This window comes from Actinocrinis sp. (genome assembly GCF_035653575.1).
Lineage (GTDB): Bacteria > Actinomycetota > Actinomycetes > Streptomycetales > Catenulisporaceae > Actinocrinis.
The window spans coordinates 1-12,465 of record NZ_DASRBQ010000072.1 but is presented as its reverse complement, the minus strand read 5'-3'; the positions used below and the strand labels follow the sequence as shown (position 1 = coordinate 12,465).

The 12,465-nt window shown below is 70.6% G+C and carries 14 protein-coding genes; 5 read left to right on the top strand and 9 right to left on the bottom strand.

The window, feature by feature from the left end:
* Positions 1–66: 66 nt before the first annotated feature.
* Positions 67–1,038, bottom strand: coding sequence for a phytanoyl-CoA dioxygenase family protein (locus tag VFA06_RS10510; RefSeq protein ID WP_324840285.1), 972 nt, complete (start codon positions 1,036–1,038; stop codon positions 67–69).
* A gap of 139 nt (positions 1,039–1,177) precedes the next feature.
* Here VFA06_RS10510 and VFA06_RS10505 point away from each other — a divergent pair, with 139 nt between their 5' ends.
* Positions 1,178–2,188, top strand: coding sequence for an NAD-dependent epimerase/dehydratase family protein (locus VFA06_RS10505; protein WP_324840284.1), 1,011 nt, complete (start codon positions 1,178–1,180; stop codon positions 2,186–2,188).
* A 95-nt stretch (positions 2,189–2,283) separates the two neighbouring features.
* Here VFA06_RS10505 and VFA06_RS10500 read toward each other — a convergent pair whose 3' ends face one another.
* Together VFA06_RS10500 and VFA06_RS10495 are read right to left on the bottom strand one after the other, a co-directional pair.
* Positions 2,284–3,732 (bottom strand): alkaline phosphatase family protein, encoded by a 1,449-nt coding sequence (locus VFA06_RS10500; protein ID WP_324840283.1) that lies wholly within the window; start codon positions 3,730–3,732, stop codon positions 2,284–2,286.
* A gap of 98 nt (positions 3,733–3,830) precedes the next feature.
* Complete coding sequence (locus tag VFA06_RS10495; RefSeq protein ID WP_324840282.1) at positions 3,831–4,292, bottom strand: Lrp/AsnC family transcriptional regulator; 462 nt, start codon at positions 4,290–4,292, stop codon at positions 3,831–3,833.
* A gap of 80 nt (positions 4,293–4,372) precedes the next feature.
* On the opposite strand from VFA06_RS10495, the gene VFA06_RS10490 reads away from it, so the two are divergent.
* Positions 4,373–5,206, top strand: a complete 834-nt coding sequence (locus VFA06_RS10490) for a tryptophan 2,3-dioxygenase (protein WP_324840281.1) — start codon at positions 4,373–4,375, stop codon at positions 5,204–5,206.
* 8 nt (positions 5,207–5,214) lie between these two features.
* A complete protein-coding gene (gene kynU, locus VFA06_RS10485; protein WP_414639868.1) occupies positions 5,215–6,477 on the top strand; it encodes a kynureninase in 1,263 nt (420 codons plus the stop codon).
* 56 nt (positions 6,478–6,533) lie between these two features.
* On the opposite strand, the gene VFA06_RS10480 is transcribed toward kynU, so the two are convergent.
* From VFA06_RS10480 to VFA06_RS10470, 3 genes are all read right to left on the bottom strand, one after another.
* Positions 6,534–6,989, bottom strand: coding sequence for a hypothetical protein (locus tag VFA06_RS10480; RefSeq protein ID WP_324840279.1), 456 nt, complete (start codon positions 6,987–6,989; stop codon positions 6,534–6,536).
* Between the two features lie 142 nt (positions 6,990–7,131).
* Complete coding sequence (locus VFA06_RS10475; protein WP_324840278.1) at positions 7,132–7,809, bottom strand: uracil-DNA glycosylase; 678 nt, start codon at positions 7,807–7,809, stop codon at positions 7,132–7,134.
* A 132-nt stretch (positions 7,810–7,941) separates the two neighbouring features.
* Positions 7,942–8,712, bottom strand: coding sequence for a PadR family transcriptional regulator (locus tag VFA06_RS10470; protein WP_324840277.1), 771 nt, complete (start codon positions 8,710–8,712; stop codon positions 7,942–7,944).
* A gap of 107 nt (positions 8,713–8,819) precedes the next feature.
* On the opposite strand from VFA06_RS10470, the gene trmB reads away from it, so the two are divergent.
* Both trmB and VFA06_RS10460 read left to right on the top strand, forming a co-directional pair.
* Positions 8,820–9,518 (top strand): tRNA (guanosine(46)-N7)-methyltransferase TrmB, encoded by a 699-nt coding sequence (gene trmB, locus VFA06_RS10465; protein ID WP_324840276.1) that lies wholly within the window; start codon positions 8,820–8,822, stop codon positions 9,516–9,518.
* Positions 9,519–9,682: 164 nt separating this feature from the next.
* Positions 9,683–10,402 (top strand): GAF and ANTAR domain-containing protein, encoded by a 720-nt coding sequence (locus tag VFA06_RS10460; RefSeq protein WP_324840275.1) that lies wholly within the window; start codon positions 9,683–9,685, stop codon positions 10,400–10,402.
* Here the strand turns inward: VFA06_RS10460 and VFA06_RS10455 are convergent.
* The 3 genes from VFA06_RS10455 to VFA06_RS10445 form a co-directional block, all read right to left on the bottom strand.
* Positions 10,380–10,763, bottom strand: a complete 384-nt coding sequence (locus VFA06_RS10455) for an STAS domain-containing protein (protein WP_324840274.1) — start codon at positions 10,761–10,763, stop codon at positions 10,380–10,382. The two genes, VFA06_RS10460 and VFA06_RS10455, sit on opposite strands and share 23 nt — an antisense overlap.
* A 155-nt stretch (positions 10,764–10,918) precedes the next feature.
* Positions 10,919–11,326, bottom strand: a complete 408-nt coding sequence (locus VFA06_RS10450; RefSeq protein ID WP_324840273.1) for an ATP-binding protein — start codon at positions 11,324–11,326, stop codon at positions 10,919–10,921.
* A gap of 382 nt (positions 11,327–11,708) precedes the next feature.
* A partial coding sequence (locus VFA06_RS10445) for a zinc-binding dehydrogenase (protein ID WP_324840272.1) occupies positions 11,709–12,465 on the bottom strand: 757 nt, incomplete at its 5' end.

Here is a 12,465-nt window from a genome sequence, read left to right as displayed (position 1 = left end):
CAGAGCGGCCAGCTCCGACGGGCCGGATCCGACCGGCGCACGCGGCTCGCGACCCGGGCCGTCACCTCACCGGTTGTTGTTGACCGCGGGGTCGAGCAGCCCGCGCTCGGCGAGGTATTCGCGCAGCGGGAAGTGATCCTCGCCGAGCCCCCAGTACGAGAGGGCGTCCCGGCCGCCGCCGAGCAGCTGCTGCTGAATCGGCGTCAGCTCGTCCCACCACGGGTGCTCCGGGGTGATCACCCGATCCTCGTGCGGTGCGATCCACCGGTACGTCCATCCGACGAACAGCACCCTCCGGGTGATCTGCGAGTAGTTGTCCGACCGGCCGTGGTAGATCCGCCGGTCGAAGATGACCACGTCGCCGCGGTTCGGGCACACCTCGATCGCGCCCTCCGGGTCCTCGAAGCCCAGCTCCGGGTTTTCCGGGCGCGGCAGCCGGCTGGTCTTGTGCGTGCCGGGAATGCACATGAAGTTGCCGCGGCCCGGCTGTGAGGCGTCGGAGAGCCAGAACGAGGTGCGGATCGACAGCAGCGGGCGCACCGGCTCGGTCTCGATCTCAAGGTTCTGCCGGCCGCCGTCCTGGTGCCAGCGCCACACCTTCGGCCGCTGCTGCGGAATCGGCGGGTGAACGTCCAGGTGATGATGGTAGGCATGGATGTTCCAGCCGAGGATTCCCCAGACCAGCGGGAAGACCGTCGGCAGCTCCAGCAGCTCAAGGAACGTCTTGTCGCGGTGCAGGAAGCCCATCAGGTGCAGGCTCTGATCGTCCTGGCGCAGGCCGCCGGCGGCCTTCTCCTGCGCGTAGACCCGCTCCATCGCCTCGTCGAGCCGAACCAGCAACTCCGCGGGGATCGCGTCGCGGACGATGAAGTAACCGTCCCGGTCGAACTGGGTCCGCTGCTGCTCAGAGAGGCGTATGCCGTGGTAGGGCAGGCTGGGACTGGGTCCCGCGCCGCCGGCGAAGGCGCCGGAACCGATGGCGGCCTGCGCCATGACATCGTTATCCATCGCCGCGCCGTTGATGACGGTAGTGCTCATGGTCCCTCCCGCTTGTGACAACCCCGATTAACCTGACCTACTGACTCCTCGAGCCACCGGTTTGGGTGCGCGGGCCTTGCCGGATCCGCTCTGCGCGAACATCGTTGCCGCTAATCCGCGCGGGCCAGAGGATGGCGGGGTGCGCATCCTCATCCTCGGCGGCAGCCGATTCCTCGGCCGGGCCTTCGCGGCCGAAGCACTCGACGCCGGCCACGACGTCACCGTGTTCAACCGCGGCCGCTCCGGACCGGACCTGCCGGGCGTGACGGCCGTGCGCGGCGACCGGGAGAACCCCGCGGACCTCGAACGGCTGGTCGCCGAGGGAACGGCGGCCGGGCCGTGGGACGCGGTCGTGGACACCTCGGGCTACGTCCCCAAGACCGTCGGGGCGGGGGCGCGCGCCCTGGCCGAGGCGGCCGGCGCCTACCTGTTCATCTCCAGCGCCTCAGCCTTCGCCGACTTCCCCAGCCGGCCGCTCACCGCCGACTCACCGCTGTTCGACTGCCCGCCGGACGCGACGGACGGGGAGTACGGTCCGCTCAAGGCCGGCTGCGAGCGCGCGATCCGCGAGAACTTCCCCGGCAGAGTGCTGGTTCACTACCCCGGGATCATCCTCGGCCCGCACGAGACCTCAGGCCGGCTCACCTGGTGGCTTTCCCGCATCGCGCGCGGCGGCGAGGTGCTGGCGCCGGGCGACCCGAAGCGCCCGATGCAGTTGATCGACGCTCGCGACATCGCCCGCTTCGGCCTGCACTGCATCGAGGCGGGAGACCCCGGGCGGTACCTGCTCGCGGGCCCGAAGGGCCACACGACCTTCGGCGAATGGCTCGCCGCGTGCGCGCAGACGACCGGCTCGGACGCGCACTTCACCTGGGCGCCGGACGAGGTGCTGCTGGAACACGAGGTCACGATCTGGTCCGGCCTGCCGCTGTGGAGTCCGCAGGAGGGCGAGGCGGCCGCGGTGTGGGATAAGGACAGCGCGCCCGCCTTGGCGGCCGGCCTGGTCTGCCGCCCGATCGAGGACACGGTCCGGGACACCTGGGCCTGGCTCAAGGACGCGCCGTCGCTCGCCGACGAGGATGGCCGGATCAACGGCCACGGCCTGGCCCCGGCCGAGGAGCAGCGCATCCTCGCCGCGCTGAAGCACTGAGCGAATCGGGCCGCCGACGCGGCGCACGTCCGCCGGGAGGCCGTCGGCGCGGCGGCTCCGTCTGCGATTCTCGGTCCGCGATCCGCGGATCGAGCTCAGCCGCCTTCCACCTCCGCCCGCGAGCGCTCGCGGATGAACTGTTCCGCCTCCTCGCTCGTGCGCGGGGCGGGCACGTGCGCGCCGGCCGGGACCTGGCGGGCCATCAGATCAGTCAGGACCTCCTGCAGATGGCTGATCTTCCCCGCGGACGGGGTGACGCCGCCGGAGACCGGCACGACGACGCCGGCGAGGACGTCGTCGGTGCGCGGCGTGGTCAGGCTGATCGCCGCTCCGACATGCTCGGCGACCGCGTCGCGGGCGGTGAGCGGCTTGAGGTTCCACCGCGTCTCGATCGTCTTGAGGATCGAGGTGTGGTCCAGCGGCGTCGCGCCGTCGGGGACCCGGAAGACCGTGCCCGCCGGGATGAGCGGCGAGATCAGGAGCGTCGGCACGCGCGGGCCGAAGCGGGTGAAGTCGAACCCGAACTCACCGGTCGAGTTGTCCGGCGGGGTCGCGCCCCAGGGCGGCGGCACGTGGTCGTAGCAGCCCCCGTGCTCGTCGTAGGTTACGATCAGCAGGGTGCTGTTCCACTGCGGGCCGGTGCGCAGCGCCTCGTAGACGTCGTGGATGAGCTGCTCGCCGAGCGCAACGTCGTAATTCGGATGCTGGCTGTTGCCGGTGGCGCTCCAGGACGGTTCGAGGAACACGAACTGGGCCAGCGAGCCCGCCGCTGCAGCCGCCGTGAAGTCCTTGAACAGGCCGAAGTGCGAGGCCGGGGCGCCGGTGATGTCCGGGAAGTTGTGCTTGGTCAGCGGCTGCGCGTCGTAGCCGTAGACGCTCCAGCTGACGTTCGCCGCGGTGAGCGAGCCGAAGATCGACGGGCAGGTGAACGTGCGGGTCTTGTCGTCCATGTGGCCCTGGCTCGTCCCCGCCAGGGCGAAGGCCCGGTTCGGCAGGGTCTCGGTCGGGGCCGAACCGAACCAGTGGTCACACACGGCGTAGCCGCGGGCCAGTGCGGAGAGCACCGGCAGCGCCTCGGGGGTGAAGCAGCCCATGATGTCCTGCGGCTGCGTCCCGCCCACGATGGACCAGCCCTCGCGCCCCTCCCAGCCGAGCGTGTAGGCGTAGTTCGTCACGAAGCCCTGCATCGACGGCAGCGCCGGCGCGGTCGGCGTCGCGTTCGAGCCGAACAGCTGGCTGTTGGTCGCCATGTAGCCTTCGCCCGGGTCCGCGCCGGGCATGAAGTAGGCGTTCGGGGTGCTCGGGCTGATCGGGAAGACCGGGACCGGCTTGCCGTCGGTGCCGGGGTTGGACTCCGTGCCGGTCAGGCCCTCGAAGGGCTGGCCGCTCGGGCTCACGTTGCCGGTGTCGTGGTAGAGGTAGCCGAGCAGGTGGTCGAAGGACCGGTTCTCCAGCATCAGCACCACGATGTGGTCGATGGACTGCAGTCCGCCGCCCCCGGCAGCCTCGCCTGTCTCGTTCGCGTTCGCGTTCGTGCCGTCCACAGCCCCGCCCCTTTCCGCCGTAGCGCTCGCTGAGCAGTCTGGCAGAACTCAGGACCCTGCACAGGCGTTTGCGCGGCCGTCACCTGGACGGGCGTGCGCTACTGCGACGGCAGCACCGGGCGCCAGGCCAGCGGGGAGGAGAGCACCATCGTCGAGGACGGCTGGCCGTGGTCCGCGAGCCGGTCGATCAGCGCCTCGAAGTCGGGCATCGACCGGACCGCGACGCGCAGCAGGCAGCAGGCGTCGCCGGTGAGCCGGTGCACCTCCAGGATCTCGGGGCTCTGCTCGATGACGTCCGGGTGCCGCAGCAGGCAACGCGGCCCATAGCAGGCCATCCGGACCAGCGCCTCGACCGTGCGGCCGGCCCGCGACGGGTCCACGTGCGCGTGATAGCCGGTGATCACACCGCTCTGCTCCAGCCTGCGCACCCGCTCGGCGACGGCCGGCGCGGACAGGTTGATCCGGCGGGCCAGTTCGTTGAAGGAGAGCCGGCCGTCCCGCTGCAACTCGGCAAGTAGCAGCCAGTCGATGGCGTCTGGAAAGTCGCTGCGTACTATCACCTTTCGATCGTAAGCCGGTAGCGGTCAACGCGGTGCCATCGGCCATTCCGAGCCATCGTGGACGGTAGTTTCATATCTGAGTGCCTGCGAAACTCACCGCACCCGAGCGGACGGATCTCAACGAGTATGAGGACTACGCGCAGCTGCGCGCCCTGCTGACGCTGCAACGCCCGCGCACCGACGCGCCGGCCGAGCTGTCGTTCATCATCGTCACGCAGGTCATGGAGCTGTACTTCACGCTGTTGCGCCACGAATGGGAAAGCGCCCGCGACGAATTGGGTCGTCCGAACGCCGATGTGCGCGGCGTGGTGCGCACGCTGCGGCGCGGACATGGGGTGCAGGACGCGCTGATCGCGGCGTGGGAGGCCCTGCGAACGCTGACTCCGACCGAGTTCGACGCCTTCCGCGAGTCCTTCGGGGTCGCCTCCGGGATCCAGTCCTACCAGTACCGGCACGTCGAGTTCCTGCTCGGTGCCCGGCACCCGCGCGCGCTGGCCGTGCACGAGCAGACGCCGGGCATTCACGCCGACCTCGCCGCACAGGCAGCCGCGCCCTCGCTATACGACGCGGCGCTCACGCTGCTGCGTCGTCGTGGGTTCGCGGTACCGCAGGCGCTGGCTGAGCGTGATCCGCGGACCGAGTATCAGGGTGACGACCGCGTGGTTGCCGTGTGGCGTGCGGTATACGGCGGCGGCGACGCATCGCACGCGGACCTGACGGACCTCGGCGACGCGCTGTTCGACACGGCCGAGCGGCACTTGCGCTGGAAGCAACGGCACCTGCTGTCGGTCTGGCGCTCGATGGGCGACAAGCCGGGCTCGGCAGGCACCTCGGGCGCCCAATGGCTGGAGCGCGGCGTACACCGCAAGTACTTCCCCGATCTGTGGACTCTGCGCGACCAGGGATGGGCATGACCGTGGCTGTGACACCCTCGAACACCGCGACACCCTCGAATACCGCGCCAACATCGAACGCTGACACCCAGGCCACGCTCGCGGAACTCGCCGAGCGCGCCGCGAAGCTCGACGCGGCCAACGCGCTGGCGTACACGCGGGAGCGGTTCCTGATTCCGCCGAACCTGGTCTACCTCGACGGCAACTCGCTCGGCGTGCTGCCCGCAGCCGTGCCCGCGGCGGTCGAGGACGCGGTACACCGCCAGTGGGGCAACGGCCTGATCTCCTCCTGGTGGGACGAGGGCTGGTGGGAGGCGCCGCTGCGGATCGGCGAACTCATCGCTCCGCTGCTCGGCGCAGCCCCGGGCCAGGTGGTCGCGGGCGACTCGACTTCCGTCCAGTTATTCAACACGCTGACGGCCGCCGCTCGGCTTCGTCCCGGTCGCAGGGTGCTGCTGACCGACCCGGGGCACTTCCCGACCGACGCCTATCTGACCGATTCGGTGGCTGAGCTGCTGAACCTGGAAGTGCAGCGCGTGCCGGCGCCGGAAGCCCCCGCCGTGCTCGCCGAGATCGGCGGGGACGTCTGCGTGGTCTCATATCCGATCGTCGACTATCGCACCGGCGAACGCTGGGACCTGCCGGGCATCACCCGAGCCGCGCACGAAGCCGGCGCGGTCGTGCTCTGGGATCTGTGCCACGGCGCCGGGGCCATGCCCATCGGGCTGGACGAAGCGGAGGTCGACTTCGCCGTCGGCTGCACGTACAAGTACCTCTCCGGCGGCCCCGGTTCGCCGGCCTACGTGTACATCGCCGCACGGCACCACGACGCGGTCCGGCACCCGCTGGCCGGCTGGAACGGCCACGCGGATCCGTTCGCGATGCAGGACGCGTACAAGCCGGCCTACGGCATTGCGCGCGCCAGGATCGGCACCCCGCCGATGCTCTCCCTGCTCACCCTGCAGGCCGCGCTGTCCGCTTTCGACGGCGTCGACCTGAAGGAGTTGCGTGCCGCGAGCCTGAGCCTGACCGGCTTCTTCATCGAATGCTGTGACGCGGCCCTGGCAGAGCTCGGATTCGAGGTGGCCACGCCGCGGGCCGCCGAGCGCCGGGGCAGCCACGTCGCGTTGCGACACCGCGACGCCGTGCGGCTGGTGCCTGAGCTGGCGCAGCGTTCCGTGGTCTGCGACAAACGGGAGCCGGACGTGCTGCGGTTCGGCTTCAACGCGCTCTACAACACCCACGATGACGCGCTCAAAGCTGTCAGGGCGCTGCGAGACCTCGTCGGCTGACCGAGTCGGACGGCGTCGCAGTCACGGTCACGGTCACGGTCACGGCCGCGGCACCGTCAGGGCGTGAGGGCGTGCACGGAAAGCATGATGAACAGCGGAAGGGCGGCGAGTATCACCAGGGCCGCCCCCGTGATCTGCTCGACCGTGCCGTACACGATGTTCGGCTCCTCATGCGTGCGCACGTGCGGGGAGCGCCCGCAGCCGGCCATGACCTCCAGCTCGTCGCCGATCCGGTAGCTGTCCTGCGAGGTGCGGGCGAGCAGGATCGTCTCGCGGTGCTTGGTCCCCTCGATCTCGTACTCGACCACGATGCGCGCGGCGTCCGAGGGGAAGGACTGCCCGGCGGCATGCTGCGGAATCGCCTCGACCACCCGGGCGGTCACGTGTGACCCGCGCTGGAGCAGCCTTCGCGACCTGGTGAACTGCGAACCGCAAAGCAGCGCCCCCGCGACCGCGGTGACGATGCTCACCCCGGCGGCGATCCCGAACGCCACGACATGGCCGGCCGCCATGATCCGCCTCCTGGCGCTGAAACCTTGGTGACCTCTTGTCACGTTAGCGCGTCGCGGACCCGGTCGCACATGATCGGAAGCTAAGAAAAAGCCCAGTTCGCGCGGCGAAACAACCGACTGCGAAACGGCCGGCGGCGGACTGTCACGGAAGGCGCCAGTCGACCGGCTCGGCGCCCTGGCGCGCCAGCAGATCGTTCGCCCGGCTGAACGGACGCGAACCGAAGAAGCCGCGGTCGGCGGACATCGGGCTCGGGTGCGCGGACTCGATGCACGGGACACCGCTTCCGAGCAGCGGCTTGACCTCCCGCGCGTCGCGGCCCCACAGGATCGCGACCAGCGGAGTGCCGCGCTGTGCCAGGGCGCTGATCGCCTGGGCGGTGACCGCCTCCCAGCCCTTGCCGCGGTGTGCTCCCGGCTTGCTCGGCGCCGTTGTCAGCGCCCTGTTGAGCAGCAGCACGCCGCGCTCGGTCCACGGCGAGAGGTCGCCGTTGGACGGCGCCGGAAAATCCAGGTCCTGGCTGTACTCGCGGAAGATGTTCACCAGGCTGCCCGGCAGCGGCCGCACGTTCGGCGCGACCGAGAAGCTCAGGCCGACCGCGTGGCCCGGAGTCGGATAAGGGTCCTGACCCATGATCAGGACCCGCACGGCGTCGAACGGCTGCTGGAACGCGCGCAGCACGTTCGTCCCGGCCGGCAGGTAGGTGCGGCCCGCCGCCACCTCCGCCCGCAGGAAGTCGCCCATCGCGGCGATCTGTCCGGCCACCGGTTCGAGCGCCTTCGCCCAGCCGGCTTCCACGACTTCGTTGAGGGGGCGTGCCATGGCGCATCACTGTACCCGGTGCGCGGACGGCCGAAGCCCGGCTCCGGCGTGCTGGCCGGAACCGGGCCTCGTTGGCTCGAAAGGCGCGGGCAGATTAGGTCGCCAAGGCCACTGGCCCGGCCTGGGGTGTTGTTACTCGCTGGGCTGCGCGTCACTCGGCTCGTCGTCGGCGGCGAGGATCTTGTACAGCGACTGGCGCGCCTTGACCAGGACCGCTCGCGCCTCCTCGCGCTGCGCGGTGCCGCCGACCTGGGTGACCTGCCGGTACGCCATGATCAGCTGGGCGATCACGTCGCGGTCGCGGGCGAACTCCTCGAATCGGGCGCCGGGGCCGCCGACGGCCTCCTGCCAGATGCGGGAGAGCTGCTCGCTGTTCTGCTCCGCGTATTGCCGGCCGGCCTCGGTCAGGGTGAACAGCTTGCGCCCGCCCTCGCCGACCGGCTCGATCAGGCCCTCGTCCTCGAGCTGCGCGAGCGCCGGGTACACCGAGCCGGAACTGGCCCGCCACACCCCGTCGGTACGCTGCTCGATCTCCTGGATGATCTGGTAGCCGTTGCGCGGCTCCTCGGCCAGCAGGGCCAGGATCGCCGCGCGCACGTCGCCGCGCCCGGCCCGGCCGCGTCCGCGCCGGTGTCCGCGCGGTCCGAAGCCGGGGCCCTCCCAGAACTCCGGCCCGCCGAACGGCCCGGGCGGCATCGGTGGAAGGGGCGGCACGCCGAATCCGCCATGCCTGCCGCGCCCGCGGCCGCGATGCTCGTGCGGGCCCTCGTGCTGCTCGGGGTGCTCGCCGCGCTCCCAGCGGGCCCGGCGCTCCTCGCGCCCGCCCTGGTCGATCCGGTCACGCTTGTTCCGTCCGCGACGCTCGCGGAACGGTCCGTCCATGGGGAAAGAATGGATACTCATCGTTATCTCCTTAGTAGTCGGGCGACTTACCCGATGTGTTAACGATATATCGCTAACAGTCGGAGTGCAAGTAGGTGCGCCGAGCGCAGCCCACTAGGCTGGTACGGATGTTCACCCAGGAGCCGACGCAGCAGGCCGCGCCGCACATACGCACCTTCCACCCGCGCCGTGGGCGGATCGGCGCCGCACGCGCGGAAGCGCTCGGCCGGCTCTGGCCGCAGCGCGGCTACGACATCGCCGGCGACGGCCCCGGCTTCGACGCCGCCGCGCTGTTCGGCCGAACGGCCCCGCTGGTCCTGGAGATCGGCTGCGGCATGGGCGAGGCGACCGCCGCGATGGCCGCGGCCGACCCCGGGCGCGACTACCTCGGCGCCGACGTGCACACGCCCGGGCTGGCCAACCTGCTCCTGCTGGCCGAGCAGGGCGGCCTGACCAACCTGCGGGCGGCCCGCGGCGACGCGGTGGAGTTGCTTAGGGACCTGATGAAGCCGGGCTCGCTCGACGCCGTGCACGTGTTCTTCCCCGATCCCTGGCCGAAGGCGAAGCACCACAAGCGCCGGATCATCCGGCCGGACGTCGTCTCCCTGATCCGCGAGCGGCTGCGCCCCGGCGGCTCGCTGCGCTGCGCGACCGACTGGGCGCCCTACGCGGAGCAGATGCTGGAGACGCTTACTGCAGACCCCGGCCTCTCCAACGCCCACGGCGGCTTCGCGCCGCGGCCCGCCGACCGGCCGGTGACCAAGTTCGAGCGCCGCGCCCTCGCCGCCGGCCGCCGGATCTTCGACCTCGAGTTCACCCGGAAATGAGTCGGCCGCTCGCCGGCACTCGGGCGCCGCGGCTCACGTCCGTGACCCGAACGATGTAACCCGCGCCACCTGCGGCCAGCGGTTTCCTTCTCGGCGGGCGGGTACTCGATACCGAACAGAATGCGGAAGGCGCATTCGCACAAACGATCAGGAGGTCGGCGGGCATGGGCGCGCACCGTGCCGAGACGAAGGTGGCGCGGCGGCTGGTCAAAGCGGCCACATCATTGCATCAGCAGGCATCGATAGAACAGACGATGCGAACCATCGTCTATACGGCGCCTGAAATAGTCGACGGAGCCGAGCACGCCGGCCTGACCGCGTTGCGTCGCGACCGCACGATGGAGAGCCCTGCCTATACCGACGAGGTCGTGCTGCTGCTCGACCGGGTGCAGAGCGAGGAGAACGAGGGCCCGTGCCTGGCGGCCGCGGAGCAGGACACGGTCGTGTGCATCAACGACATGGCCACCGAGACGCGCTGGCCCAAGTTCGCGGAGCGGGCGCTCGGCCTGGGGGTGCGCAGCGTGATCTCCTGCGGCCTCGGCCGGACCGACGGCTGGCGGGTCGCGCTGAACCTGCACGCGCAGCGCCCGGGCGCCTTCAGCGGCCTTGACGGCGAGATCGCCTCCCTTTACGCCGCGCACGCCGCGCTCGCGCTCGGGAACGCGACGACCGTGGAGGTGATGCGCGGCGGCCTGGACCGGCGCCAGGTCATCGGCGAGGCCACCGGCATCCTGATGGAGCGTCACCGCTGTGACTCGCCGGAAGCGTTCGCCCGGCTCGTGCGGGCCTCCCAGCGGCTGAACACGAAGATCGGGGACGTCGCCAGGTATGTGATCCTCACCGGCCAGGACCCCGAGGCGATCAACGCGGCGGATCTGACGTGAGCTCCCTGATCGCCTCTTCTGCCGAGGCATACACCGGCAGCCGCGCCCCGGATAGCTCCAGCAGCCGCGTCACGGCCACGCTGGGGGCGACGACGGCGAAGCGGTCGTGCGCCTGGAACGCGGTTTGCAGCACCTGAAGACCCGAGCAGTCCATGAACGTGATCTGCGAAAGATCCAGCAGCAGTACGCGCTCGTCGGCGAGCAGCGGCGCCAGGGCGGCGTGCAGCCGGTCGTTGGTGGCCAGGTCGATCTCGCCGCACACCGAGAGCGTGGCGGTGCCCGCCGTCTCCCGCAGCACGCGGCAGGCGAACGGGCCAGACCCGGGCGGCACCGGCGCAGGCGGCGAAGCGTCCTGCGGCATCGTGCGGCTCCCTCGACGACAGGAGCGGCGTCGTGCCCGAGACGGTGGGCTGCTTCACCAACCCGGGCCGTCCGCTGGTCAGTATGCCATCGTCGCGCACGCCAGCGGCTGTACCGAGCCACCCGGAAGGCGGCCGATCGGGCTAATGCCGGTCGTCAGAAGGCGTTCGGCGGGTTGCGCGTGGAAGCGAGCACGCACCAGACGTCCTTACCGCCGCGCGGATCCGGCGTAACGCCCCAGGACTGTGCAACCCGTGAGACCAGATCGAGCCCCACGCCGCCGATCATGCGCTGTCCCGGCGGCACGACGACAGGCAGGCCGGCGCCGTCGTCGTGCACGCGCAGCATCAGCCGGTCCCCTTCGAGCCGCAGCTCGACCTCGATCACGGTTCCCGAGTGCAGCACCGCGTTGCTCACCAGCTCGCTGATGACCAGCTGGCCGAGCTCGAGGAACTGCTCGCCGTGCCAGGCCGCGCAGACCTGCGCGACGAGGTCGCGGGCTCGGCGCGGCGCGGTCGTCTCCGCGCTCAACCGGGCCAGCTTCCGCAGGGAAGGTTCGGCCACCGGATACTCCATACCCGTTGCGTCGCACGCGTGCGTGCCCGCTCCGCCCATTGCGGATTCGGGTCGGCCAGGTGATCGGACCGCTTCGCTTGCCTCGCCCGCGGGCGGGGCGAATCCGGATTGAGGTTCGTCCAAGTCGGATCAGGTCGGATCGGGGCAGCCGAAGCCGGCTGCTGGTCGGTCTGTCTCGGAACAGTGCAACGCACGCTCGGGTGTTGCTACCTCCGTGTGATGATCTCGGGCCGCGCGCGCAATACGGCTGGCTGCCCGGTCGCGCCGAGCTCAAACGGGGCGATTCTCGGCAGGGCGTCAGTCGTTGGTCACGGCGGGTGTCCGGCGGGTGTCCGGCGGGTTGAGGCAGGTCTTGGGCGCGGGCGCCGGTTCAGCGCGCCGCCGATCCGATCAGCTCCGCGTCCCGGTCGATCGAGTCGAGCGTCGCCGAGGCGTCGGCGTGGTCCCGGAACAGGTGCAGCCGCGATTCGCCGATCTGCTCGCGCAGCCGGTGATCCTGGATGCCCAGGCCTTCGTGGGGGGCGAGGCAGAGGACGCCGACTTTGCCGGCGTGTTGGTTGAGTTGGACGGATCTGACGGCTTCGGCGATGTGGTCCAGGGGGTGGACGCGGGAGAGGGCTGGGATGATCAGGCCGAGTTCCAGCAGCCGGTTGGCCTCCACGCATTCCTGGTAGTTGGCGCCGTGGCTGCCGATGATGCGCTTGAGTTTCATCCACAGGTAGCGGTTGTCGTATTGGTGCTGGTATCCGGTGCTGGAGCCGCAGGTGACCACGGAGCCGCCGCGGCGGACTACGAAGACGGAGGCGCCGAAGGTTTCGCGGCCGACGTGTTCGAAGACGACGTGGGGGTCTTCGCCGACGCGTTTGCGGATGGCGCCGCCCAGGGCGCGCCAGCGTTCGGCGGCGTCGGCTGGGGTGGTGGTGGTGTCGTGCACGTGGGCGCTGGTGCGTTCGGTGAAGCCCAGTTCCTGGCGGTCGATGATGTGCTGGCAGCCGAGGTGGTGCAGGAGTTCGGCTTTGTGGGGGTTGCTGATGATGCCGATGGGGATGGCGCCGGCGCGGTGGGCCAGTTGGACGGCGTAGGAGCCCAGGCCGCCGGTGGCGCCCCAGATCAGGACGATGTCGCCG

Bases quoted from the DNA above. Each gene is read 5' to 3' on its own strand.
- VFA06_RS10510 (WP_324840285.1), bottom strand. From the start codon at position 1,038: ATGAGCACTACCGTCATCAACGGCGCGGCGATGGATAACGATGTCATG.
- VFA06_RS10480 (WP_324840279.1), bottom strand. From the start codon at position 6,989: ATGGCGGCCGGCCATGTCGTGGCGTTCGGGATCGCCGCCGGGGTGAGC.
- VFA06_RS10475 (WP_324840278.1), bottom strand. From the start codon at position 7,809: ATGGCACGCCCCCTCAACGAAGTCGTGGAAGCCGGCTGGGCGAAGGCG.
- VFA06_RS10470 (WP_324840277.1), bottom strand. From the start codon at position 8,712: ATGAGTATCCATTCTTTCCCCATGGACGGACCGTTCCGCGAGCGTCGC.
- trmB (WP_324840276.1), top strand. From the start codon at position 8,820: ATGTTCACCCAGGAGCCGACGCAGCAGGCCGCGCCGCACATACGCACC.
- VFA06_RS10460 (WP_324840275.1), top strand. From the start codon at position 9,683: ATGGGCGCGCACCGTGCCGAGACGAAGGTGGCGCGGCGGCTGGTCAAA.
- VFA06_RS10455 (WP_324840274.1), bottom strand. From the start codon at position 10,763: ATGCCGCAGGACGCTTCGCCGCCTGCGCCGGTGCCGCCCGGGTCTGGC.